General features: G+C 60.2%; 19 protein-coding genes. 7 read left to right on the forward strand and 12 right to left on the reverse strand.

Annotated features, from left to right (window positions below; translation table 11 throughout):
- Window positions 1-36 precede the first annotated feature (36 nt).
- From ade to AB4X18_RS07765, 5 genes are all read left to right on the forward strand, one after another.
- Window positions 37-1,839, forward strand: coding sequence for an adenine deaminase (ade, locus tag AB4X18_RS07745; RefSeq protein WP_370399547.1), 1,803 nt, complete (start codon window positions 37-39; stop codon window positions 1,837-1,839).
- Window positions 1,836-3,302, forward strand: coding sequence for an AMP nucleosidase (locus AB4X18_RS07750; RefSeq protein WP_370399548.1), 1,467 nt, complete (start codon window positions 1,836-1,838; stop codon window positions 3,300-3,302). Before ade ends, AB4X18_RS07750 begins: the two co-directional genes overlap by 4 nt.
- 139 nt (window positions 3,303-3,441) lie before the next feature.
- Entirely contained in the window at window positions 3,442-3,732 is a 291-nt protein-coding gene (locus tag AB4X18_RS07755; protein ID WP_370399549.1) for an HU family DNA-binding protein, read from the forward strand.
- Between the two features lie 170 nt (window positions 3,733-3,902).
- Window positions 3,903-5,024 carry a histidine kinase dimerization/phosphoacceptor domain -containing protein gene (locus tag AB4X18_RS07760; RefSeq protein WP_370399550.1) on the forward strand — a complete coding sequence of 374 codons (1,122 nt, stop codon included), beginning with the start codon at window positions 3,903-3,905 and terminating at the stop codon, window positions 5,022-5,024.
- Window positions 5,025-5,114: 90 nt separating this feature from the next.
- Window positions 5,115-5,993 (forward strand): DMT family transporter, encoded by an 879-nt coding sequence (locus AB4X18_RS07765; RefSeq protein ID WP_370399551.1) that lies wholly within the window; start codon window positions 5,115-5,117, stop codon window positions 5,991-5,993.
- Between the two features lie 80 nt (window positions 5,994-6,073).
- On the opposite strand, the gene AB4X18_RS07770 is transcribed toward AB4X18_RS07765, so the two are convergent.
- Entirely contained in the window at window positions 6,074-6,592 is a 519-nt protein-coding gene (locus AB4X18_RS07770; RefSeq protein WP_432817263.1) for a glutathione peroxidase, read from the reverse strand.
- 135 nt (window positions 6,593-6,727) lie between these two features.
- Here AB4X18_RS07770 and msrB point away from each other — a divergent pair, with 135 nt between their 5' ends.
- Window positions 6,728-7,171 carry a peptide-methionine (R)-S-oxide reductase MsrB gene (gene msrB / locus AB4X18_RS07775; protein WP_370399552.1) on the forward strand — a complete coding sequence of 148 codons (444 nt, stop codon included), beginning with the start codon at window positions 6,728-6,730 and terminating at the stop codon, window positions 7,169-7,171.
- The gene (gene msrA, locus AB4X18_RS07780) at window positions 7,168-7,680 is read left to right on the forward strand and encodes a peptide-methionine (S)-S-oxide reductase MsrA (RefSeq protein ID WP_370399553.1); all 513 of its coding nucleotides are present in this window, start codon (window positions 7,168-7,170) and stop codon (window positions 7,678-7,680) included. The genes msrB and msrA overlap by 4 nt, the downstream gene beginning before the upstream one ends.
- An 80-nt stretch (window positions 7,681-7,760) precedes the next feature.
- Here msrA and AB4X18_RS07785 read toward each other — a convergent pair whose 3' ends face one another.
- The 11 genes from AB4X18_RS07785 to AB4X18_RS07835 all read right to left on the reverse strand — a co-directional run bounded on the left by AB4X18_RS07785 (window position 7,761) and on the right by AB4X18_RS07835 (window position 22,368).
- Complete coding sequence (locus tag AB4X18_RS07785) at window positions 7,761-9,767, reverse strand: hydantoinase/oxoprolinase N-terminal domain-containing protein (RefSeq protein WP_432817264.1); 2,007 nt, start codon at window positions 9,765-9,767, stop codon at window positions 7,761-7,763.
- 67 nt (window positions 9,768-9,834) lie between these two features.
- On the reverse strand, window positions 9,835-10,863 hold the full coding sequence (gene queG, locus AB4X18_RS07790) for a tRNA epoxyqueuosine(34) reductase QueG (RefSeq protein WP_432817265.1): 1,029 nt from the start codon (window positions 10,861-10,863) through the stop codon (window positions 9,835-9,837).
- A 70-nt stretch (window positions 10,864-10,933) separates the two neighbouring features.
- Complete coding sequence (gene fzlA, locus AB4X18_RS07795; RefSeq protein WP_370399554.1) at window positions 10,934-11,599, reverse strand: FtsZ-binding protein FzlA; 666 nt, start codon at window positions 11,597-11,599, stop codon at window positions 10,934-10,936.
- A 58-nt stretch (window positions 11,600-11,657) separates the two neighbouring features.
- Entirely contained in the window at window positions 11,658-12,392 is a 735-nt protein-coding gene (gene mtgA, locus AB4X18_RS07800) for a monofunctional biosynthetic peptidoglycan transglycosylase (RefSeq protein ID WP_370399555.1), read from the reverse strand.
- A 54-nt stretch (window positions 12,393-12,446) separates the two neighbouring features.
- Window positions 12,447-13,364, reverse strand: coding sequence for a Hint domain-containing protein (locus AB4X18_RS07805; RefSeq protein WP_432817266.1), 918 nt, complete (start codon window positions 13,362-13,364; stop codon window positions 12,447-12,449).
- A gap of 136 nt (window positions 13,365-13,500) precedes the next feature.
- Complete coding sequence (gene gltB, locus AB4X18_RS07810; RefSeq protein WP_370399557.1) at window positions 13,501-18,033, reverse strand: glutamate synthase large subunit; 4,533 nt, start codon at window positions 18,031-18,033, stop codon at window positions 13,501-13,503.
- Between the two features lie 5 nt (window positions 18,034-18,038).
- Window positions 18,039-18,458, reverse strand: a complete 420-nt coding sequence (locus AB4X18_RS07815) for a GFA family protein (protein ID WP_370399558.1) — start codon at window positions 18,456-18,458, stop codon at window positions 18,039-18,041.
- Entirely contained in the window at window positions 18,455-18,889 is a 435-nt protein-coding gene (locus tag AB4X18_RS07820) for a GFA family protein (RefSeq protein ID WP_370399559.1), read from the reverse strand. Before AB4X18_RS07820 ends, AB4X18_RS07815 begins: the two co-directional genes overlap by 4 nt.
- 105 nt (window positions 18,890-18,994) lie before the next feature.
- On the reverse strand, window positions 18,995-20,428 hold the full coding sequence (locus tag AB4X18_RS07825) for an NAD(P)-dependent oxidoreductase (protein WP_370399560.1): 1,434 nt from the start codon (window positions 20,426-20,428) through the stop codon (window positions 18,995-18,997).
- 150 nt (window positions 20,429-20,578) lie between these two features.
- Window positions 20,579-21,382 (reverse strand): undecaprenyl-diphosphate phosphatase, encoded by an 804-nt coding sequence (locus tag AB4X18_RS07830; protein WP_432817267.1) that lies wholly within the window; start codon window positions 21,380-21,382, stop codon window positions 20,579-20,581.
- Window positions 21,382-22,368, reverse strand: a complete 987-nt coding sequence (locus tag AB4X18_RS07835; protein WP_370399561.1) for a complex I NDUFA9 subunit family protein — start codon at window positions 22,366-22,368, stop codon at window positions 21,382-21,384. The genes AB4X18_RS07830 and AB4X18_RS07835 overlap by 1 nt, the downstream gene beginning before the upstream one ends.
- Window positions 22,369-22,475: the final 107 nt, after the last annotated feature.

Genomic DNA, 22,475 nt, shown 5'->3' on the forward strand with positions numbered 1-22,475 from the left:
GCTTGAACCTGCCAAAACCCTGTGGCACCGTACGCCATGACGCAAGACACTTTCCCAACATGGCCCGATGTGGCCGCGCAACTGGTCAACACCGCGGCAGGCCGCGCGCACGCCGATACGATCATCACCGGTGGCATCTGGGTCAACGTCCATACCCGCGAAACCCTGCCCGACCATGACATTGCCATCACTGCCGGACGCATTGCTTTTGTCGGCCCATCGGCGGATCACTGCAAAGGCCCGGATACCCGGATCATAGACGCACGGGGCCGGTACATGGTCCCCGGCCTCTGCGATGGTCACATGCATATCGAAAGCGGCATGCTCACCCCCGCGGAATTCGCCCGCGCGGTGATCCCCCACGGCACAACTTCGATGTTCACCGATCCGCATGAGATCGCCAATGTACTGGGCCTGAAAGGCGTGCGAATGATGCACGACGAAGCGCTCCTGCAGCCCATCAACATCTTCACGCAAATGCCCTCCTGCGCGCCGTCTGCACCCGGCATGGAAACCACAGGATTCGAGATCACCGCCGAAGACGTGGCCGAGGCAATGCACTGGCCCGGCATTATCGGCCTGGGTGAGATGATGAACTTCCCCGGTGTCTCAAACGCCGATCCTCAAATGCTCGCTGAAATGGCTGCCACCCAAAACGCAGGTAAGACCGTCGGCGGCCACTACGCTTCCCCCGACCTCGGCCCCGCTTTTGCGGCCTATGTCGCGGGCGGCCCCGCCGACGATCACGAAGGCACCTGCGAGGATGACGCCATTGCGCGGATGCGGCAGGGCATGCGGTCGATGATCCGCCTCGGCTCTGCATGGTATGACGTGGAATCCCAGATCACCGCAATCACTGAAAAGGGTCTCGATCCGCGCAACATGATCCTGTGCACCGACGATTGCCACTCCGGCACGCTTGTGAACGAAGGCCACATGAACCGCGTCGTCCGCCACGCCATCGACTGCGGCTGTGACCCGCTGATCGCGCTGCAAATGGCCACGATCAACACCGCCACCCACTTCGGGCTGGAGCGTGAAATCGGCTCCCTCACGCCGGGGCGACGCGCCGACGTGATCCTGACTTCTGATCTGAAAACCCTCCCCATCGAGACGGTGATCGCCCGTGGCCAGATCGTCGCGCAAGACGGCGCCTGCCTTGTGGACTGCCCCCACTACGACTGGCCCGAACACGCGCGCACCACGGTCAACATGGCGCGTGACCTGACAGCGGACGACTTCACCATCCCCGCCCCCGCAGGTGCCAACGCCGTCTCCGCCAACGTCATCGGCGTAGTCGAAAACCAAGCCCCCACCCGCGCGCTGAAATTCGAACTGCCTGTCACCGAAGGCCGCGTGCAGGCGACAGGAGACGTCGCGCAGATCGCCCTTGTCGAACGCCACCGCGCCACAGGCGGCGTCGTGAATGCCTTCGTCTCGGGCTTTGGCTATACCGGCACGATGGCTATGGCCTCGACAGTCGCCCATGACAGCCACCACATGATCGTCGTCGGGACAGACGCGGACCAGATGGCGCTGGCCGCCAACCACCTGCGCGCTGCCGGCGGCGGCATCACGATCTTCCGCGATGGCACTGCCCTTGCAACGGTCAGCTTGCCCATTGCAGGCCTGATGTCCGACAGCCCCGCGTCGGAAGTCGCCGCCGCAACCGACCAGATGATGCAAGCCATGCGCGACTGCGGCTGCACCCTCAACAACGCCTACATGCAGCATTCCCTGCTGGCGCTCGTGGTCATCCCCGAACTCCGCATCTCCGACCTCGGCCTCGTCGATGTCCGCACCTTTGACTTCATAGACGTAATCGAGCCCCTCGCATGACCCGTATCCAGACCCCCGACACTCCAGCCGCAGAATCCTTCGACGACCCCACTGCCGCCGTCGACCGCCTGACCGCGCTTTACTCTCAGGCGACCGAATTCCTGCGCGACGCTTTTGCCGAAGCGCTGAATGACCCGCCCGAAGACGTGCGATTGCGCGCTTTCTATCCGGAGGTGCGGTTTCAGACCTCCAGCTATGCCCATGTGGACAGCCGCCTGTCGTTTGGCCACGTGTCATCGCCCGGAAAATTCGCCGCAACCATCACCCGGCCTGACCTGTTCCGGCACTACCTGATCCAGCAGATCGGCCTGCTCATCGAAAACCATGGCCAGCCCGTTATCATCGGACCATCCGATACACCGATCCCCGTCCACTTCGCCCTCGCCGGGGAAGCCGCCGCTGCGCTGATCCCACAAGATGGGGCCGCCGATTTCACCTTGCGCGACGTCTTTGATGTACCTGACCTGTCGACCACCAACGATGATATCGTCAACGGCACCTTTACACCCGTGGACGATATCCGCCCACTGGCCCCCTTCACCGCCCAGCGCGTCGACTATTCGCTGGCCCGCCTGTCTCATTATACCGCCACGGACGCGGAACACTTCCAGTGCCACGTGATGTTCACCAACTACCAATTCTACGTGACCGAGTTCGAGGAATACGCCCGCGCGCAGCTGGACGATCCTGACAGCGGCTACACCTCTTTCGTCTCCACCGGCAATATTGAAATCACGTCAGGGGACACCCCTATCCCACCCACACCGAAGATGCCGCAAATGCCGACCTATCATCTCAAGCGTGCCGATGGTTCCGGCATCACGCTGGTGAACATCGGTGTCGGTCCTTCAAACGCCAAAACGGCTACGGATCACATCGCCGTCCTGCGCCCGCACGCCTGGCTGATGGTGGGACACTGCGCCGGGCTGCGCAATTCTCAGGCGCTCGGCGACTTCGTCCTTGCCCACGCGTATTTGCGCGAAGATCACGTGCTGGATGACGACCTTCCCGTCTGGACCCCGATCCCCGCGCTTGCCGAAATCCAGATCGCGCTGGAAAAATCCGTGGCCGAGGTGACGCAACTTGAAGGCTATGAACTCAAACGCATCATGCGCACCGGCACTGTCGCCACGATCGACAACCGCAACTGGGAACTGCGCGATCAATCCGGCCCCGTTCAACGCCTCAGCCAATCGCGGTCTATCGCACTGGACATGGAAAGCGCCACGATTGCCGCCAACGGCTACCGCTTCCGCGTCCCCTACGGCACGCTCCTGTGCGTCTCCGACAAGCCGCTGCATGGCGAATTAAAGCTGCCCGGCATGGCCACAGACTTCTACAGAACACAGGTTTCACGCCACTTGATGATCGGAATTCGCGCGATGGAACTGCTTCGTTCAACCCCGCTGGAACGGATCCACAGCCGGAAATTACGCTCTTTTGACGAGACAGCCTTCCTCTGAAAGGGAGAAAAGGCGAAAAAACCCTTGAAAACTGCGGAAATCGACACTTTTTGCGCCACTATTCGTTGTGTTCACCCACAACATACCGCTACATTCCGCGCATGAGGCCCTAAACCGGGCGGTCTAAGGAGATAACAACATGGCAACCAAACCAATGACAAAGACTCAGCTCGTCGCTGCACTCGCAGATGAAATGGGTTCAGACAAGAAATCAGCAGGCGCAGCGCTCGAAGCGGTCTGCAACCTGATCACCCGCGAAGTGTCCGGCGGCGGTGCCGTCACACTGCCCGGCGTCGGCAAGATCTACTGCCGCGAACGGCCCGAGCGGATGGTGCGCAACCCTGCCACCGGTGAGCAGTTCAAGAAAGACGCCGACAAGGTGGTCAAGATGACCATCGCAAAGGCCCTCAAGGACAGCGTGAACGGCTGATCCGACGCCTTTACGTTTGACGCGATCAGGGGCTGCCTTCGGGCGGCCCCTTTTCCTTTGGTGTGTAATAAGACACAGCACGGGCACTCTATTCTTGGATTATTGCAACCAATGTTCTAGGTCCCAAATCCAGCGATGATGTTTTAAGAAAATTGAAAAGGACGCCGAATATGCGTGCTGATCTTCATCCATTGAACGCCGAACGCCTGAAGACACTTGCGGATTATGACATCCTCGACAGCGAAAAAGAGCCGGAGTTCGACGAACTGGTCCAGCTCGCCTCCGAGATTTGCGGCACATCCATATCGCTGATCTCATTGGTCGAGGAAGACCGCCAGTGGTTCAAGGCGGCCGTGGGGCTGGACCGCAACGAAACCACGATCGAGGAATCGATCTGTTCCCACGCCATCCTCCAGGACGATATATTTGAGGTGGAGGACACACAGTTGGACCCACGGACGGCTGACAATCCGCTTTGTGTCGGCGAAGATCCCTTGCGGTACTACGCGGGCGCCCCGCTGGTCGCGCACAACGGACTGCCGCTGGGTACCCTTTGCGTCCTCGATACGAAACCGTTCAAGCTGAATGATTTTCAACGCAGGGCGCTGGGTGTCCTGTCCCGGCAGGTGACAAAACAGCTCGACTTGCGCGTCGCCCTCCGCAATCAGGCCATCCTGCAGGCCGAAGCGGACCACCGGGTCAAGAATTCACTGCAATCCATGTCTGCAATCGTGCGCATCTACGCCCGCACCATCAAGGACCCCGCGGCACTCGAAGCGCTTGATGCCATCCAGCGCCGCATCGATGCCGTGGCGAACCTGCACCTGGAACTGCAATGGACCGATGGGCACGACACCATTGACGGTGCCGCCTATCTTGGACGGGTCATGACCCTCCTGCAGCAAACCGCACCAAGACACATCACCTTCCGGTCCGACTTTTCCCCGATTGTCCTGCGCTCGGATCAGGCGGCGAACCTTGCCATGATCATCAGCGAATTTGTCGCCAACTCGATCAAACATGCCTTCCCAAACGCGACGGCAGGCAAAATCACGGCTTTTCTGACGGACAAGGGAACGGGTCAATACCGTCTGGAATGCACTGACAACGGCATCGGTCAAAACGCGGAGAAACGCCCGGCCACGCAACCAGAGGGCATCGGCCTCAGCCTCGTCTCGGCCGCCGTGTCCAGCCTTGCAGGAAGCAGCGACGCAAGCCTGACACCCGACGGCAGCCGCCTGGTGATCGAATTTGGCAGCATCGCTCCGACCGAAATCCCCGAAACCAACTGACGGCAAACCGGCGCGACAAAGCCGGATTTGACCTCTTGCCTCTTTGACCGATGTGCGAAACGGTCTGCGAAAACGGGTTGAGCACGCATCATGGATTTCCGCGCCATCGTCATGGGCCTCGCATTTGCGGTCATGTGGTCCTCCGCATTCACGTCTGCGCGGATCATCGTGGCGGATGCTTCGCCGCTTTTCGCCCTTTCACTGCGCTATCTGGTTTCTGGTCTGCTCGGTGTCGGGATCGCCTTCGCATTGGGGCAAAGCTGGCGCCTGACACCCGTCCAATGGCGCGCAACGATCATCTTCGGCATCTTGCAAAACGCGGTCTATCTCGGCTTCAACTTCGTCGCCATGCAAACCGTGCAGGCCTCGATGGCCGCCATTATCGCCTCGACCATGCCGCTTCTCGTAGCCTTCGCAAGCTGGTTGATTTTCAAGGAAAGGCTGCGGCCCCTTGGTGTAGCCGGGTTACTGGCGGGCCTTGTCGGCGTTTATCTGATCATGGCGGCCCGGATCAGCGGCGGCGTGGATCTGCAAGGCGTGTTCTATTGCCTCATCGGATTGCTGGCACTGACCGCTGCCACACTCATGGTCCGGGGGGCCACGTCAGGCGGCAATTTCCTGATGATTGTCGGCTTGCAGATGCTTGCTGGCTTCGTTGTGCTCAGCTTCGCAACGCTGCTGTTTGAAACGCCACGCGTCGATCTTTCGCTCCCGCTTGCGCTCGCCTTCGTCTACACCTGCCTTGTCCCCGGGCTGCTGGCAACGTTTGTCTGGTTCTGGCTGGTCAATCGCATCGGTGCGACCCGCGCCGCCACTTTCCACTTCATCAACCCGTTTTTCGGCGTCGCCATCGCCGCTCTTCTGCTGTCGGAACCGCTTGGCGGACGGGACATTCTCGGCGTCGTGATCATCACGCTCGGCATCCTCGCCGTCCAGCTTTCAAGGCAACGAAACCGCCCCACGCCCTGATTTTCCAAATGGTTCAAAAAACCCGGAGGTCCGGAGGCAGCGCCTCCGAAATTTCCCGACATGGCACCCGGGCACGACCTTCAGTTCAAAAGCGGCTCGATCGCGCGCCGGACCTGCCCAGACATCGGACGCACGGACGATGTCCAGGTTTCCACGACCCGCCCGTCCGGCGCAATCAGCACCTTGTTGAAATTCCAGTTCGGCACGAAACCCGTCTCCGCCCGCACAGCCTGATAGAACGGATGCGCGTCAGGCCCCTTGACGTTGGTGATATCCGCCATCGGCAGATCAAGCCCGAAATTCACCTCGCAGAATTCCTTGACCTCCGCTGCCGTGCCCAACTCCTGCCGGAAATCATCGGATGGCACGGCAAGCACAACCAAGCCCCGCGCCTTGTATTGATCATGCAACTGCTGAAGTCCGGCATATTGCCCCGTGAACCCGCACTCCGACGCGGTATTCACCACCAGCACCGGCTGACCGGCCCACTGGCTGAAGTCGTGCTGACCCCCATCGATGTTGCTGAAAACCACGTCCCGCGTCCCAGCAAGGGCCATCACGGCCCAGACGCTTATCATTGCTGCCAGAAGGTATCGCATGACATACTCCCTTTCCTGATAGATACGCATCCGACCCCCATTCGGTTCACTTCCAGTGACGCGCCCGCCTAAACACTTTGAATTTTCGCCAGCCACCCCATTTAATACAGCGAGACCGACCAAAGGAGGATCTTCATGGCCGAGTATGAAAAGCGCCCCGAAGCAGTGGCCGCATTGTCACCCGAAGAATACCACGTCACCCAGCAAAGCGGCACCGAACGCCCCGGCACCGGAAAGCTGTTGCACAACAAGGAGCCGGGCATCTACGTCGACATCGTTTCGGGCGAACCGCTTTTCGCCTCAGCCGACAAGTACGAAAGCGGCTGCGGCTGGCCAAGCTTCACCAAACCGATCGAGAACGTAACCGAACACCGCGATGCGTCCCTCGGCATGGTCCGCACCGAAGTGCGATCCAAACACGGCGACAGCCACCTTGGCCATGTCTTCCCCGACGGCCCCGCTGACCGCGGCGGGCTTCGGTATTGCATCAACTCCGCCTCGCTCCGTTTCATCCACCGCGATGACATGGAAGCGGAAGGCTATGGCAAATACATCGATCAAGTGGAGGACGCAGCATGAGCAACACTGAACGTGCAGTACTGGCGGGGGGATGTTTCTGGGGCATGCAGGATCTGATCCGCAAGCGCCCCGGCGTGATCTCAACCCGTGTGGGCTACACCGGCGGTGACGTTCCCAACGCCACCTACCGCAACCACGGCACCCACGCCGAAGGGATCGAGGTGATCTTCGACCCCTCCAGGACGACCTACCGCGAACAGCTGGAATTCTTCTTCCAGATCCATGACCCAACCACGCTGAACCGCCAGGGCAACGACCGCGGGATGAGCTATCGCTCCGCCATCTACTACGTCGATGAGACGCAGAAACAGACCGCGTTAGAGACGATCAAGGACGTCGAAGCCTCCGGCCTTTGGCCCGGCAAAGTCGTCACCGAAGTCGAACCCGTCGGCGATTTCTGGGAAGCCGAGCCTGAGCATCAGGACTATCTGGAACGCATCCCCCACGGCTACACCTGCCACTTCCCCCGTGAGGGTTGGGTCCTGCCCAAACGCGCAGCGGCGGAATAACGCACGAAACTGCCCCGGCCCTGCGCCGGGGCAGCACTGCGCATTCGGCACAAACCGGATTTCGCGGGTCGTGAAAGGGTCTAACCCTCTGCCACCCGCGGTCGCCCGGACACCTCGACGGTCACGGTCGCTTCCACAAAAACCTCCCGCGCCTCGACCCCTGCTGTGCGCACATCGCGCGCAACGTGCAACTGGATGTCTGCCGCTCCGGCTGCCTGTGCATCTGATTGCGCACGCGCTGTCAAAGCTTCTTCCAGGGTCGCCAATGCCGTATCGACATCAGCAAAATCCTGTGGCCCATCGGCCAGATGCACCCTGAAAATTCCGTCATTCGGCGCGGTGACTGTCCCGCTTTGGCGCATCGTAATGCGGCCAACGACCGCTCCGATGGCATTTGCCACGCCGGCAAATTGCGGCAGTGTCATTTCCGTCCCCAACCGCTCTCCCACGGCCGGGTAATAGCACGCAGCCGACGCGCCCAACCCGACCACGGGGACTTCCAGCCCAGTGTTCAGACGCACAAGGCCATGATGCCCACCCAAACCGCGCTGCATCAGCACGTGCTGCGCCAATACCTCCGGCTCCAGTCCATAATCATCTGTTTCCTCGGCAAAAGCAGTCTCTAACAAGGCCAAAACAGTCTGATGCGTCAATCGGTCGACGATGATCTGTGCCACGTCGTCTGCGCTTGTGGACAGCACATTGCCGGATCCAGTCCGTCTGCGCCCGAAAAGCTGCAGCGCCTTGCGTGCCGCACTTGCGTCCCACTCCATCACCCGTCTAAGCACATGCGCCGCGTCCGATGGCGTGACACCGGCCACCTGCACAAGGCCCCGGTCGACCAGCTTTTTCAGCGCACCATGTTCCATTCGGGTCCGCAGTACGGCCCCCAAGGGCTGCACCCCTTCACCAATCCGGGCCAAAACCTCCGCTTCGCGCGCCCCGATCCCCTCATCACTCTGCCCCGGCACGGCACGCACAAACCGTGCATCATGCTCTCCAGGGGTGGAACTGCGCAACTGCGCATCAAGGGCCCCGTGCACGACGTCGGGCGCGTCCACCGCAACAAGGGAGACCGGCAGCACCCGCCGTGGCCCCAGCCGCACACCACCCTGCAACCCATCCGCGATGAAGTGCACCTCACTGTCGCCACCCAATCCGGTCGTGCGCATCGCGACGGCTTCCACCATCGTGCGATAAGGGCCGACGCGCGCCCCTGCCGGGTCAATCTTGGGCCGCCCATCGCGCAGAACCGCGACGTCTGTCGTTGTCCCGCCAATATCGCTGACCAACGCAAGATCAGCGCCCGTCAGCCACCGCGCCCCCACGATGGAAGCCGCAGGACCGCTCAGGATCGTCTCAATCGGGCGCTCGCGCGCCTGTCCCGCCGAAATCAGTGCGCCATCGCCCCGTACCACCATCATCGGCGCAGTGATGCCCAGATCCTTCAGCGTCTCTTCCGCCCGACCGATCAGCCGGTTGATCATGCCGATCAACCGCGCATTCAGCACCGCTGTCATCGCGCGTTTGGGTCCGTTCAGCTTGGCCGACAACTGATGCGAAGACGATACCGGTTTGCCGGTGATCTGCGCCACCAGCACCGCCGCCCGCACTTCGTGCGCCGGATTGCGCGTGGCGAATTGGCTGGCGATGGCAAAACCGCTTACATCTTCCTTATGCGTCTCTAAAAAGGCCATAAGCGCGGTTTCATCCAAAGCCGCAGCCTCGGATCCCGCATGCGTATGTCCCCCGGCCACGATCAGACAGGGATCGCCGTTCAACGCATCAGCCAACCCATGCGTCTTGAGATCACGTTCCCGGAACCCGATGAAGATCAGCGCCACGCGCCCTCCCTGCCCTTCCACCAGCGCGTTGGTGGCCAGGGTCGTGGACAACGACGCCAGCACGATCTGTTCAGGCGCCACACCGCTCGAATCCAGCACGGCACGCACCGCGTTGCCGACGCCAATCGCCAGGTCTTCCCGTGTGGTCAGCGACTTGGCAGAGGCAAGGATCTCCGTTTCGTCCCGGATCAACACCGCATCAGTATAGGTTCCGCCCGTATCAACGCCCAGCAGCACGGCCATTCTGAAACTCCTCGCCTCTATCGGCCTCGGTTTAGCGTTTCAAGCGGTCGGGTCCAACCCGATTGCGTCAGGATGCGCGCAACTGTGCAACAGCCCAGCGCGCGGCATCTGCCACCGTCGCATCCGCATCCTCCAATCGCGCCTCGGCAGCGGGTCTCAGGGCCGCCAATCCCGAATTTCCGATGGCATAAAGCACATTGCGAATGAATCTGTCCCGCCCAATGCGTTTCACAGGGGAGCCGCTGAACCGCGCGCGAAATGCGGCGTCATCCAGCGTCACAAGCTCCGCCAGATCAGCCGCGTCGACATGCGCACCGTGATACCGCATGTCACTGGCCCCTACCGCGAACTTGTTCCACGGACAGATCGCCAGACAGTCGTCACACCCGAAGATGCGGTTGCCCATCTTGCTGCGCAATGCCTCCTCTACAGGCCCCTTATGCTCGATGGTGAGATAGGAAATGCACCGCCGCGCATCCAACCGATAGGGGGCCGGAAAGGCATCGGTCGGACAGATATCCTGACAGGCCGTGCAAGACCCGCAATGATCCACCTCCGGCGGATCTGGCTCCAAGTCCAGCGTGGTGAAAACAGACCCTAAAAAGGCCCAATTGCCCCAATCGCGGCTCAGCACATTCGTGTGTTTACCCTGCCAACCCAGCCCTGATGCCTGCGCCAATGCCTTTTCAGGAACCGGTGCCGTATCGACAAACACCTTTACCGCGCAAGGCTCTTGTTCGATCAGCCAGCGCGCCAGTCGCTTAAGCCGCTTCTTGACGATATCATGGTAATCCCGCCCCTGCGCATAGACCGAAATCGCCGCTTTCTCAGGATGATCAAGCACGGTCAGTGGATCGTGTTCTGGTGCATAACTTTCGGCCAACATGATGACGGACCGCGCTTCGGGCCACAGTGCCGCAGGATTCCCCCGCCAGTCCATCCGCTCCGCCATCCATCCCATCTGACCGTGAAACCCGTCTCTGACAAAGGCATTCAGCCGTTCCGGCACTTCCGGCACGTCCCACGGCCTGCACACCCGGCAGGCAACAAAACCCTCCGTCAGAGCCTGTTTCACCAGCCGTGCTTTCAGATCCATTCTCTTTTTGGCCTTATATACCGTAGGGCAGGACAATCACCGGGCACATCGGCGCAGAACGGTCACACCCCTAGAAATCAAGATCATTGTAATGCCGCGGGGGCGGGAAACCGGGAACCTGATCTGCCAGCAGCGATCTGAACGCCGGGCGCGACTTGATCTTGGCATACCAATCCCTGACCGCTTCACTGCGGTTCCAATCCACATCAGAGATGTAGTCGAGCGACGAAAAATGGGCCGCAGCCGCAAAATCCGCCAGCGTCATCACGTCCCCCGCCAGCCAACGGCGGTGATCCAGCAACCACGTCATGTAATCCAGATGATATTTGATCGCCTTGGCGCCTGCCTTGACATTGGTGCTGTCGGGATAGCCCGCTTTCATCACCTTCTTGTTCACCCGTTCATACAGCAGCTTGGAGGTTACCTCCTGATGGAACTTGTCATCGAACCAACTGACCAAACGCCGCACTTCAAGCCGCTCGGCAGGGTCCTTGGGCAACAGGCTGGGATCAGGACGGGTCTCTTCGATGTATTCGCAGATCGGCGTGCTTTCGGACATGACGATCCCGTCCAGCCGTAGCACGGGCACCTTGCCCGCTGGGTTGCGCCGCATGAAATCGGGGTCCTGCTCCCAGTATTTCTCCTCGACCAGCTCCACCTCGATCTTCTTCTCGGCAAGGCTTAACCGCACCTTGCGGCAAAAGGGCGAAAGCGGAACGTGAAACAAGCGGGCCATCAGGAGCGTCCGGAAATAATAGGCATGTAACCTTCCATGCCTCTAAAACGGGCGCTTTTCAACTCTCGAAGCAATCCGCGCGCCCGTCCCGGCCAATTGTCGCGGCCCCGTCACGCACTTGCCGTGCCCGCTTGCGCACGAAAGTGCTGGGCTGCGCTGCGGATCGTTTCTTGGGACTGGGCAAAATCGCCGCAAGCCGCGCGGCCTGTGTCGGGTTCAGATCAGCCGCCGACACCCCGAAATAGTGTCGCGCCGCCGCTTCCACACCAAACACGCCCTCATCAAACTCTGCCACGTTCAGATAAACTTCCAGAATACGCCGTTTGGTCCAGACCGCTTCGACCAGCGGCGTGATCAGCGCTTCCATCGCCTTGCGGATCCAGCTGCGCCCATGCCACAGGTAGACGTTCTTGACCGTCTGCTGGCTGATGGTCGATGCCCCGCGCGATGATCCGTCTTCGATCGCCTTGCGGATGGCGACCATGTCGAACCCCCAATGCGCGCAATAATTCGCATCCTCCGCCGCCACGGCAGAGCGCGCCATCACCGGTGCGATCCGCTCCATCGGTACCCAAGTCTGCTTGACCGGCCCCAACCGCGTGCCTTCGGCATACATGTAGGCATTCGTCGGCGGGTTCACGAAGGTGCCCAGCACCACCAAACCGACCACCACCAGAAAGACGACCGCAATTCCACGCAGCACAAACCGCCGCAACCGCTTGCCAAGGGGAACAGCAGCGGTCTTCTTCTTCGATGTCTTGGTCGATTTGGATGTGCTGCGCGTCCGGGCCATCACCCTCGTATAGGGATCAGGGTGCTGTTTGTGAACGCCCAACCCGATCATGGCTTACCGCACCAGAACAGCCGCTTCTGCACGCCGCACGACCGGACGCACGAAAGGCGTCTCCACGCCGGCGCCCAGATCACGATTTGGGAAAAGCGCGACAACTTCGGCCACCGAATCCGGTTGCCCATCCGTCACCAGATGCGCCGGATAACAACTCTCGGAGGGGACCCCCTGACCAAAGACAATCTGATGCCCGTCAAACACCAGATGAAGGTAACGCACGACCCCGCCCGCACACCGACGGATCGTGTCACCATTCACCAGATGCACGGCGGCAACCAGAACTTCGCTTTGGCCATAGAACAGTTCCGCCTGCCATCCACTGACCAACACCCGATGCTGCGGAGAGACGACAAGAGGCGCGTCATTTCCAATGGCCCCGGTTTCAAACCGGACGGGCGCCACATCGGGGGTTGCCCGAAAGGTATCGTCCAGGATCATGCGGATCGGCCGTGCGCCATCATCCATGGTCAGCACAAGATCCCCTATGGCGAGCGTCTCTATCGCGCGCGGTCCTTCGGGCGTGTCGATCATCATGCCCGGCGTGAAGCAGGTCGGCCCAAAACTGGTAACAGGCGTCTGCGTCGGTGTGGTCACGAAGGTGGAACTGACGAAGGTCCCGTTTTGCAGGACCTGACCGTCCGTCGGCGTGAATACCGCCGGATCACCATTGACGAAATAGAACGTGACACCGGTATAGGTCACATTCCCGACGCCCGGCACGTTGATGGTCAGCGTATCATTCTGCCAGACCCGTTCAATCGCGTTCCCGTTCCAGGTATCGCCGGAACTGGTGCGAATGTCGCCATCGTCGTCTTCGTCAATGAATTCAACCCGCTGGAAAGTCAGCGCGGTTCCCACGGCAGGTGGATTGCCGGGATCGACAGTGAAAAACTGGTCCTTGTACGCCGTAGGCATCCCGAATCCTCGATTGATGGACAATCGGGACATGTCAGGTCAGTTTGCTCAATTTATGGCAAAAGCCTCATCAACTAAGGCAAATTCATCCCTAAAACGTGCAGGCTCGGGCAGCTTGCCGCCCGGACCGATGCCGTCACTCCGCAGGAACGGCGGTTTCTTCGTCGCTCAACGGGGCGGGCAGGTGGGGCAGCATCTCTTTGGGGCAGATCTGTACGAAGTTGTGCTTTTCGTTGTCCCAATGTTGCATGATCGTCGCTGCTTTCCGGCTGCCCGTCTCTTCGAGGTGCTGTTCGATCAGTTCTTCAAGCTGACCCAGCCAATGCGCCTGTGTGACAGCGCAGGTCACAATGGTTTCCTTGTTCATCAAGGTCTCCGCTGCACCATCTGGATCATACAGGTATGCCATCCCACCTGTCATCCCGGCAGCAAAGTTCGCACCGATCTCCCCCAGGATCACCGCGACACCCCCGGTCATGTATTCGCACCCGTTGCTGCCACAGCCTTCAATCACGACCTTCGCACCGGAGTTGCGCACCGCAAACCGTTCCCCCGCGCGCCCGGCGGCAAACAGATAGCCATCCGTCGCCCCATAGAGCACCGTGTTCCCGATGATCGTGTTTTCCGCCGCAACGATCGGGCTCGACATCGGGGGGCGTACGACAATCATGCCACCCGACAACCCCTTGCCGACGTAGTCATTGGCATCCCCCGAGACTTCCAGCTTTAGTCCCGGTGCCGCAAAGGCCCCCAGCGACTGACCCGCAGACCCGGTGAGCTTCACCGTCAGGTGATCGGGCTGCAAGGAATTGCGCATCCCGAACCGCTTGACGATATGGCTGGAAATCCGCGTCCCGACCGTCCGGTGCGTGTTCTGCACCGCATAGGACAACTGCATCTTCTCGCCATCCTCAAGGAAGCGGTGCGCATCTTTCACAATCTGCGCATCCAACGTATCCGGCACCGCATTGCGGGGCTTGTACCGGTCATAAACCGTCTCATCCGTGCCATCGACAGTGATCAGCAGCGGGTTCAGGTCCAGATCATCCAGATGCGCCGACCCACGGCTGACCTGCGTCAACAGATCGGCACGCCCGACAACCTCATCCAGCGACCGCGCCCCGATAGAGGCAAGGATTTCCCGCACTTCGGTCGCATAGAAGGTGATCAGGTTCACCACCTTGTCAGCCGTCCCCGTAAACTTGTCACGCAGCGCTTCATCCTGCGTACAGACGCCCACGGGGCAGGTGTTGGACTGGCACTGACGTACCATGATGCAGCCCATGGCGATCAGTGCCGCCGTGCCTATGCCGTATTCCTCGGCCCCAAGCATCGCCGCCATGACAATGTCCCGGCCGGTGCGCAAACCGCCATCGGTGCGCAGTGTCACCCGGTCGCGCAGGTTGTTCATGGTCAGCACCTGATGCGCTTCGGTCAGGCCCATCTCCCATGGTAGACCCGCATATTTGATCGATGTCGCGGGGGAGGCACCCGTGCCGCCATTATGCCCTGAGATCAGGATGATATCCGCCTTGGCCTTCGCCACACCCGCCGCAATCGTCCCTACACCGGAGGATGCGACCAGTTTTACCGTCACCTTGCAGCGCGGGTTGATCTGCTTGAGGTCATAGATCAGCTGCGCCAGGTCCTCGATCGAATAGATATCATGGTGCGGCGGCGGGGAGATCAGCGTCACGCCCTTGGTCGAATGGCGCAGCCGCGCAATCAGGTCGGTGACCTTCATCCCCGGCAACTGCCCGCCTTCTCCGGGTTTGGCACCCTGTGCCACCTTGATCTCCAGCTCTTCACACTGGTTGAGGTATTCTGCCGTCACACCAAAGCGGCCGGACGCCACCTGCTTGATCTTGGCGCTTGGATTATCGCCATTCGGCTCCGGCACGAAATGCGCCGGATCCTCGCCGCCTTCACCTGAATCGCTTTTTGCGCCAATCCGGTTCATCGCGACGTTCAACGTCTTGTGCGCTTCGGGGCTCAAGGCGCCAAGCGACATGCCCGGTGTCACGAACCGCTTGCGGATGGAGGTGATGCTTTCCACTTCCTCCAACCCGATGGGCGCGCCCAGCGGTTTGATGTCCAATAGATCACGCAAATGAATGGGCGGGTTCGCCTGCATCTTGGCCGAATACTGCTTCCACATGTCATAGGACGCCCGATTGCACGCCATCTGCATCATGTGCATGGACGACGCTTCCCATGCGTGGGTTTCGCCGCTTTGACGTGCCTTGTAAAAACCGCCGATGGGCATGACGACGTCGTCCCCGCGCCAGCCCTTTTCGTGCACGCCTTCGACCTTGCGCTGAATGCCGGTGACGCCAATGCCGCTGATCCGGCTGGTCATGCCGGGGAAATATTCCGCACACATGGCACGGCTCAGACCGACGGCTTCAAAATTCAGACCACCCCGGTAGGAGGAGATCACGCTGATCCCCATCTTTGCCATGATCTTCAGCAGACCCTGATCAATCGCCTCGCGATACCGCGAAATAGCCTGTGTTAGGGACACATCCAGCAGCCCGCGCTGGATACGGTCATTCAGCGAATCCTCTGCAAGATAGGCATTCACCACCGTCGCACCACAGCCGATCAACACAGCAAAATAATGCGGGTCCACACATTCCGCAGATCGCACGTTCAGCGAACAGAAGGTCCGCAACCCCTTGCGCGTCAGATGCGAATGCACCGCGGATGTCGCAAGGATCATCGGCATCGCCACCTTGTCCTTACCGCTCATGTGATCGGTCAGCACAAGATGGCCCGCGCCCGATCGTACCGCATCTTCCGCCTCTGCCCTGATCCGCTGCAATCCCGCGTTCAGGTTGGTATCGCCCGGCGCAAAGGTGCAATCAATCGTCACCAAATCGGAATTGAAGTGGTTGGCCAGTTCATCAAACTGCGAATTGCCGACAAACGGACTGTCCAGCACAAGGATTTCCGTCTGGCTGCTGTCTTCGTCCAAGACGTTCTTGAGGTTCCCGAAACGCGTCTTGAGGCTCATCACCCGGAATTCCCGCAAGCTATCAATCGGCGGGTTCGTGACCTGTGAGAAATTCTGCCTGAAGAAATGGCTCAACGGACGGTACTGCTTGGACAAAACGGCAGAGGGTGTATCATCCCCCATCGACGCCAGCGTTTCCTTCCCGTCCTCCGCCATGGGGGCCAGGATCTGCTCCAATTCCTCGATCGAATACCCCGCCGCCACCTGACGGCGCCGCAACTCGTTCCCCTCAAACAATGGTTTTTCATCCACTGCTGCCAACGGCCCATCCAGCTCGACGATCTTGCCGACCCATTCGCCAAACGGCAGCGCCGCTGCCATCTTGTCCTTCAACTCCTGATCGTGCAGCAGGATGCCCTTCTTCATATGCACCCCGATCATCTGACCGGGCCCCAGCGCACCCTTTTCCACAACATTTGCCTCATCCAGCGGTACCATCCCGGTTTCAGAGCCCGCGATCAGCATCCCGTCGCCTGTCACCACATACCGCATGGGCCGCAGACCATTCCGGTCCAGACCCGCGCAAACCCAACGCCCGTCCGTCATCGCCAGCGCCGCCGGGCCATCCCAAGGCTCCATCACGGAGTTACAGTAGGAGTACATGTCCCGCCACGGCTGCGGCAGTTCTACCGCCTGCTTGGACCAGGATTCCGGCACCAGCATCGTTTTCGCCATGGGTGCGGATCGCCCGGCGCGGACCAGAACTTCGAAAACAGAGTCCAATGCGGCCGAATCTGACGATCCTGCGGGCACAATCGGCTTGATATCCTCGGCCATATCCCCAAAGGCAGACGACGCCATGCGGATCTCATGGCTTTTCATCCAGTTCATGTTGCCCTTGAGGGTGTTGATCTCCCCGTTGTGCGCCAGCATCCGAAACGGCTGTGCCAACCACCACTGTGGGAAGGTATTTGTCGAATACCGCTGGTGATAAATCGCGAACGCGCTCTCAAACCGTTCGTCCTTCAGGTCGGGATAGAATTCCGCCACCTGCTCGGCCAGCATCATGCCCTTGTAGATGATCGACCGGCACGACATTGACGCGATATACAGCGTCGGCACCTGTGCCGCGATGGCCGCCTTTTCGATACGCCGCCGGATAACATAAAGCTCACGCTCGAACGTATCCTCGTCAACGCCCTTGGAGTTGGAGATCAGGATCTGCTCAATCTCGGGCCGGGTCGCATTGGCCTTCTCCCCCAGCATGGAAATATCCACCGGCACATGACGCCAGCCATAGATGTAATACCCCATCCGCAGAACTTCCGTCTCGACGATGGTCCGGCAAATCTCCTGCGCGCCGAAATCCGTGCGCGGCAGAAACACCTGCCCCACGGCCATCAGTTCATCCGTCTTGGGATGATGCCCGGTGCGCCGCACCTGGTCGTAGAAGAAATTCGCAGGGATCTGCACGTGAATGCCCGCACCGTCGCCGGTCTTGCCGTCCGCATCCACCGCACCCCGGTGCCAGATCGCTTTCAGCGCCTTGATCCCGTTCTCCACCACCGCGCGGGACCGGTCCCCGTTGATGTTCACCACCAGACCAACACCACAAGAGGAATGTTCCTCCTCCGGCGAATACAGACCCTTTTCGGCCATCATCGTCCGCTTGGCTTCTTCGCGTGCCACCCATGCATCATCATACTTTGTCATCGGGTTCACTCCTCCTCAGGCGCAAAGAGCGCGATTGTTTCTTCTGTCGTCATTTTGCGTTGGTCCCCTGCAAGGGAATACCCCTGCGGGCATTTGTCAGCGAAGAATTCCACCTTCAGCACGCCACCACCCGCGTTCGGGAAAAGCCCGGCAGCAAGGTTCTTCGATCCGTCATGGTTCATCCCGTACCAGAGCGTCGATCCGCAGGTTTCACAGAACGCGCGATTCGCCCATTCGGAGGACTTGAAGATCTTCACGGGGCCATCGACCGTGATGCTCCCCGGCACCGTTTCGAGAGAGACGAACATGCCAGAGTTATGCTGGCGGCACATGTCGCAATGACAGGCCCGCAGACGCGGGTTGTCCACCTTGGCAGCGATCCGGACCGCACCACACAGGCACTGGCCCTTGATCTTCTCTGTCATGACGGTTCCTCCACAAAGGGGTGCTTCGCCTCATATTCTGCCTTGCTGACCCGTTCCACGTCACCAGCCAGCGCATAGCCGTTGGGGTGCCGATCTGCATAAACGATCCGCACCAGTTTGGCGCCGCCCGCGTTGTCGAAAAGCCCCGGCGCCAGCTCAAAGTATCTTACATCCGGCCCCTCGGGATACCGGAACCAAACAGCCGAGCCGCAAGTGTCACACCATGCCCGCTCGCCGATTGGGGAAGACTGATGCGTTTTGACCGGCCCTGTAATCTCAACTCGCTCCTGCGGCACCTCGATACCCATCTGAACGGACCCGCTCCACCGCGTGCACATGTCACAGTGGCAGGCAGAAATATCGCCCAGCAGACCAGTCACCGAGACAAGGCATTCTCCACACAGGCAGTGGCCCTTAAACTTTTCAGACATTGTTAACGTCCTCTGGCAATTGTTTCAGCTTCACTGACCGATAAGATGTTGGGGTAGAGCCGGGCGGCGTCAAAGCGGTGCACAGCCGATGCCTGCCGGTTTTGCTCACTCCGCCGCAACCGCCGCCCGCGTATTGAACCCTTCCAGGATCGCCTCCGCGCAGTCGCGACCGTCCTTGATCGCCCAGACCACCAGCGACGCCCCGCGCACGATGTCACCCACTGCGTATACGCCTTCAGCCGCCGTGCGCCCCGTGACGTAATCGGCCTTCACAGTGCCCCAGCGGTTCACCGGAAGGTCGGGACATTCCCACAAGGTTGGCAGGTCTTCGGCCTCAAACCCAAGCGCCATGATCACCAGATCCGCGTCTTCAACGTAATCCGCCCCCTCGATCACTTCTGGCGCCTGACGCCCCGTCGCATCCGGTGCGCCCAGACGCATTTTCTGCACCATGACACCCTTGATCGGATCGCCGGTGAAACCCTTTGGCGCGCTCAGCCATTCAAAAATCACGCCCTCTTCTTCGGCGTTTTGCACCTCACGCTGGCTGCCCGGCATGTTCGCCCTGTCACGACGATAAAGGCATTTGACGCTTGTCGCGCCTTGCCGGACGGAGGTGCGCACGCAATCCATCGCCGTATCCCCGCCGCCGATGACCACCACGCGCTTGCCTTCCGCGTTCAGACTGCCATCGTCAAACGCGGGCACCTCATCGCCAAAGCTCTTGCGGTTGCTTACGGTCAGGAAATCAATCGCCCGCACCAATCCCTGTGCCCCCACGCCGGGAGCCTGCAAATCACGGCTTTTGTACACACCCGTTGCAATGATCACCGCATCATGCGCGCCGCGAATGTCGTCAAAGGAGATATCCTCACCCACATTGCAGTTCAGCTTGAAGGTCACGCCGCCCTGTTCAAGTTGATCGTTGCGGCGCATCACCACGTCCTTTTCCAGCTTGAAGCCGGGGATGCCGTAGGTCAGCAATCCGCCCGCACGGTCATAGCGGTCATAGACCGTCACCTGCACACCCGCGCGGCGCAGGACATCCGCCGCCGCCAGCCCACCGGGACCCGCGCCGATGATGCCAACACTTTCCGTTCGCTCAGCCGCGGGTTTGATCGGCTTGACCCACCCTTCTTCCCACGCGGTATCGGTAATGTATTTCTCCACCGATCCGATGGTGACGGTGCCGTGGCCGGACTGTTCGATCACGCAGTTGCCTTCACACAGACGATCCTGCGGACAGATGCGGCCGCAGATTTCCGGAAAGGTGTTGGTCGCTTGGGAAACCTCATAGGCCTCCTGCAAGCGCCCCTCAGCGGTCAGACGCAGCCAATCGGGGATGTTGTTGTGCAAGGGACAGTGCGACTGGCAATAAGGCACACCGCACTGGCTGCACCGCGCAGATTGCTCCTTGGCTTTGGCATCGGCGTACTCGGCGTAAATCTCTTTGAAGTCTTCCCGGCGCAGATCAGGCGGACGCTTTTCCGGCATGTCCCGCGCGATGTTCACAAATTTCAGCATCGGCTGCTTTGCCATGGTCCTGCTCTCCCGAAAGCCATTCGAACGACCCCAGTAAACCAGTTTGACAGGACATTAAAGTCAGCAATGCTGACCTAACTTTGATAAAGTTCGCGTGCATGGGCATTGTCAGAGTGTTTTGGAGTGGATTTTAAGTCCGTTTCGGACCTAACTGATCAAAAGCGCCGCCAGCGCAACACTTCCCACAACGATTCGCCACCAACCGAACAACGCGTATCCATGCTTGCTGACATAGTTCAAAAGCCAGCGCACCACGAATACCGCCGACACAAAGGCCATCGCGAACCCGATTGCGATTTCTCCCATGGCCGAAGCGTCAAGAACATCGCGGTTCTTGTAGAGGTCATAGGCGAAAGCCCCCGCCATCGTCGGCATGGAAAGGAAAAAGGAGAACTCCGCCGCCGCCCGCTTTCCCACACCCAGCATCAACGCACCCACGATTGTCGCGCCGGAGCGGGAGGTGCCGGGTATCATCGCAAGACACTGGATGAACCCGATCTTCACAGCCACCACCAGGGGCAGTCGCATGGCATCCTCATGCCGCGGTGGGGGGGCAATCCGTTCAACACCAAGCAGCACAAAACCGCCCAGTATCAACATGACGGCGATCAGCATCGGGGTTTCGAACAGCACCTGCTTGATGAACCCATGCGCCATCACCCCGATCACCACCGCCGGCAAGAACGCCAACAGGACCGAAAAGATGAAACGCCGCGCCGCTGGATCCTGCGGTGCCGCCGCGAAAACGGACCAAAGTCGGCCTGCGTAAACTGTCAGAATCGCCAAAACCGCGCCCAACTGGATGACCACTTCAAAGGTCCGGCCAGCGCTTTGAAACCCAAGAAAATGCCCTGCCAGCAGCAGATGCCCGGTTGATGATACCGGGATGAACTCCGTCAGCCCTTCCAGCAACCCCAGAAAGGCGGCAACCAGCGTAGTCGGGGCATCCATTAGCCGTTGCGCAGGTTCTGCGCGGATTGCTTGATTGCGTCGTACTGACCTGAGGGACGGAAACGCCACAAATAATCAGGCAGGATCGTTTCCATTGTTGTCGGCGTGATACCCAGATCACCGAAACCCTTGGCACCTTCGCTGACGACATTGTCGTTGCGCAGGTTCTTGACCTGGTCCCGCGTGATCATGACGTTGGGGATCAACCCGAAGGTCGCCGCCTGCACCATATCAAAGCCAAACGCCATGATCCATGCGATCCACATCGGCAGGTTGATGATCAGCCGCCGCCGCATGATCGTGTCCAGCATCCGCTGCATCAATCCACGGAAAGTGTCGATCTCGGGCCCGCCCAACTCATAGATACCGCCGGAGGCAGCACCGGTAATACCCAGTTCCGCCGCTGCCGCGACATCATCGACATAGACCGGCTGAAACCGGGTCGCCGCGCCGACAACGGGCAGGAAGGGGCTCAGCCGTGTCATACCGGCAAATCTGTTGAAAAATTCGTCCTCAGCGCCGAACACGATAGAAGGCCGCAGGATCATCGCACCCGGCATATGCTTGAGCACGCCAGCCTCCCCCTCGCCCTTGCTGGAGGCATAATCGCTGGCCGCGTCCATATGCGCCCCGATCGCGGAAATCTGCACCATCCGCGCAACGCCGTTTTCCGCAGCCAGCCGCGCGATGCGCGTGGCCCCTTCGGCCTGCACCGCGTCGAACTTGTTCTTGCCGCTTTCCGCCAGAATGCCCACGCAGTTCACCACCGCGTCCGCCCCCGTCAGCGCCGCCTTGACCGATGCATCGTCACGCACGTTGCACAGAATCGGCTCAACCTGACCGACAACACCGTAAGGGCGCACGAAAAGCGCCTCGTTCGGACGCCGCACGGCAACCCGCACCCGCCAGCCAGCTTTGGCCATGCGCCGTGCGATGTACCGGCCAACAAAGCCGGAACCGCCATAGATTGTCACAAGTCTGGACATATCGGGATTCCTCATGTGCTTCGGGATCACCCCGCTGATGTACCTTCCCGACCCCGGCCAAACAAGCGCTATTGCGCGCTGACGCTCCGGGACCGTGACAACAGCCG

The organism is Sulfitobacter rhodophyticola (assembly GCF_041281685.2).
GTDB lineage: Bacteria > Pseudomonadota > Alphaproteobacteria > Rhodobacterales > Rhodobacteraceae > Sulfitobacter.

Coding starts and splice junctions, on each gene's coding strand:
- ade (WP_370399547.1), top strand. CDS start 37: ATGACGCAAGACACTTTCCCAACATGGCCCGATGTGGCCGCGCAACTG.
- AB4X18_RS07750 (WP_370399548.1), top strand. CDS start 1,836: ATGACCCGTATCCAGACCCCCGACACTCCAGCCGCAGAATCCTTCGAC.
- AB4X18_RS07755 (WP_370399549.1), top strand. CDS start 3,442: ATGGCAACCAAACCAATGACAAAGACTCAGCTCGTCGCTGCACTCGCA.
- AB4X18_RS07760 (WP_370399550.1), top strand. CDS start 3,903: ATGCGTGCTGATCTTCATCCATTGAACGCCGAACGCCTGAAGACACTT.
- AB4X18_RS07765 (WP_370399551.1), top strand. CDS start 5,115: ATGGATTTCCGCGCCATCGTCATGGGCCTCGCATTTGCGGTCATGTGG.
- AB4X18_RS07770 (WP_432817263.1), bottom strand. CDS start 6,592: ATGCGATACCTTCTGGCAGCAATGATAAGCGTCTGGGCCGTGATGGCC.
- msrB (WP_370399552.1), top strand. CDS start 6,728: ATGGCCGAGTATGAAAAGCGCCCCGAAGCAGTGGCCGCATTGTCACCC.
- msrA (WP_370399553.1), top strand. CDS start 7,168: ATGAGCAACACTGAACGTGCAGTACTGGCGGGGGGATGTTTCTGGGGC.
- AB4X18_RS07785 (WP_432817264.1), bottom strand. CDS start 9,767: ATGGCCGTGCTGCTGGGCGTTGATACGGGCGGAACCTATACTGATGCG.
- queG (WP_432817265.1), bottom strand. CDS start 10,863: ATGGATCTGAAAGCACGGCTGGTGAAACAGGCTCTGACGGAGGGTTTT.
- fzlA (WP_370399554.1), bottom strand. CDS start 11,599: ATGGCCCGCTTGTTTCACGTTCCGCTTTCGCCCTTTTGCCGCAAGGTG.
- mtgA (WP_370399555.1), bottom strand. CDS start 12,392: ATGGCCCGGACGCGCAGCACATCCAAATCGACCAAGACATCGAAGAAG.
- AB4X18_RS07805 (WP_432817266.1), bottom strand. CDS start 13,364: ATGCCTACGGCGTACAAGGACCAGTTTTTCACTGTCGATCCCGGCAAT.
- gltB (WP_370399557.1), bottom strand. CDS start 18,033: ATGACAAAGTATGATGATGCATGGGTGGCACGCGAAGAAGCCAAGCGG.
- AB4X18_RS07815 (WP_370399558.1), bottom strand. CDS start 18,458: ATGACAGAGAAGATCAAGGGCCAGTGCCTGTGTGGTGCGGTCCGGATC.
- AB4X18_RS07820 (WP_370399559.1), bottom strand. CDS start 18,889: ATGTCTGAAAAGTTTAAGGGCCACTGCCTGTGTGGAGAATGCCTTGTC.
- AB4X18_RS07825 (WP_370399560.1), bottom strand. CDS start 20,428: ATGGCAAAGCAGCCGATGCTGAAATTTGTGAACATCGCGCGGGACATG.
- AB4X18_RS07830 (WP_432817267.1), bottom strand. CDS start 21,382: ATGGATGCCCCGACTACGCTGGTTGCCGCCTTTCTGGGGTTGCTGGAA.
- AB4X18_RS07835 (WP_370399561.1), bottom strand. CDS start 22,368: ATGTCCAGACTTGTGACAATCTATGGCGGTTCCGGCTTTGTTGGCCGG.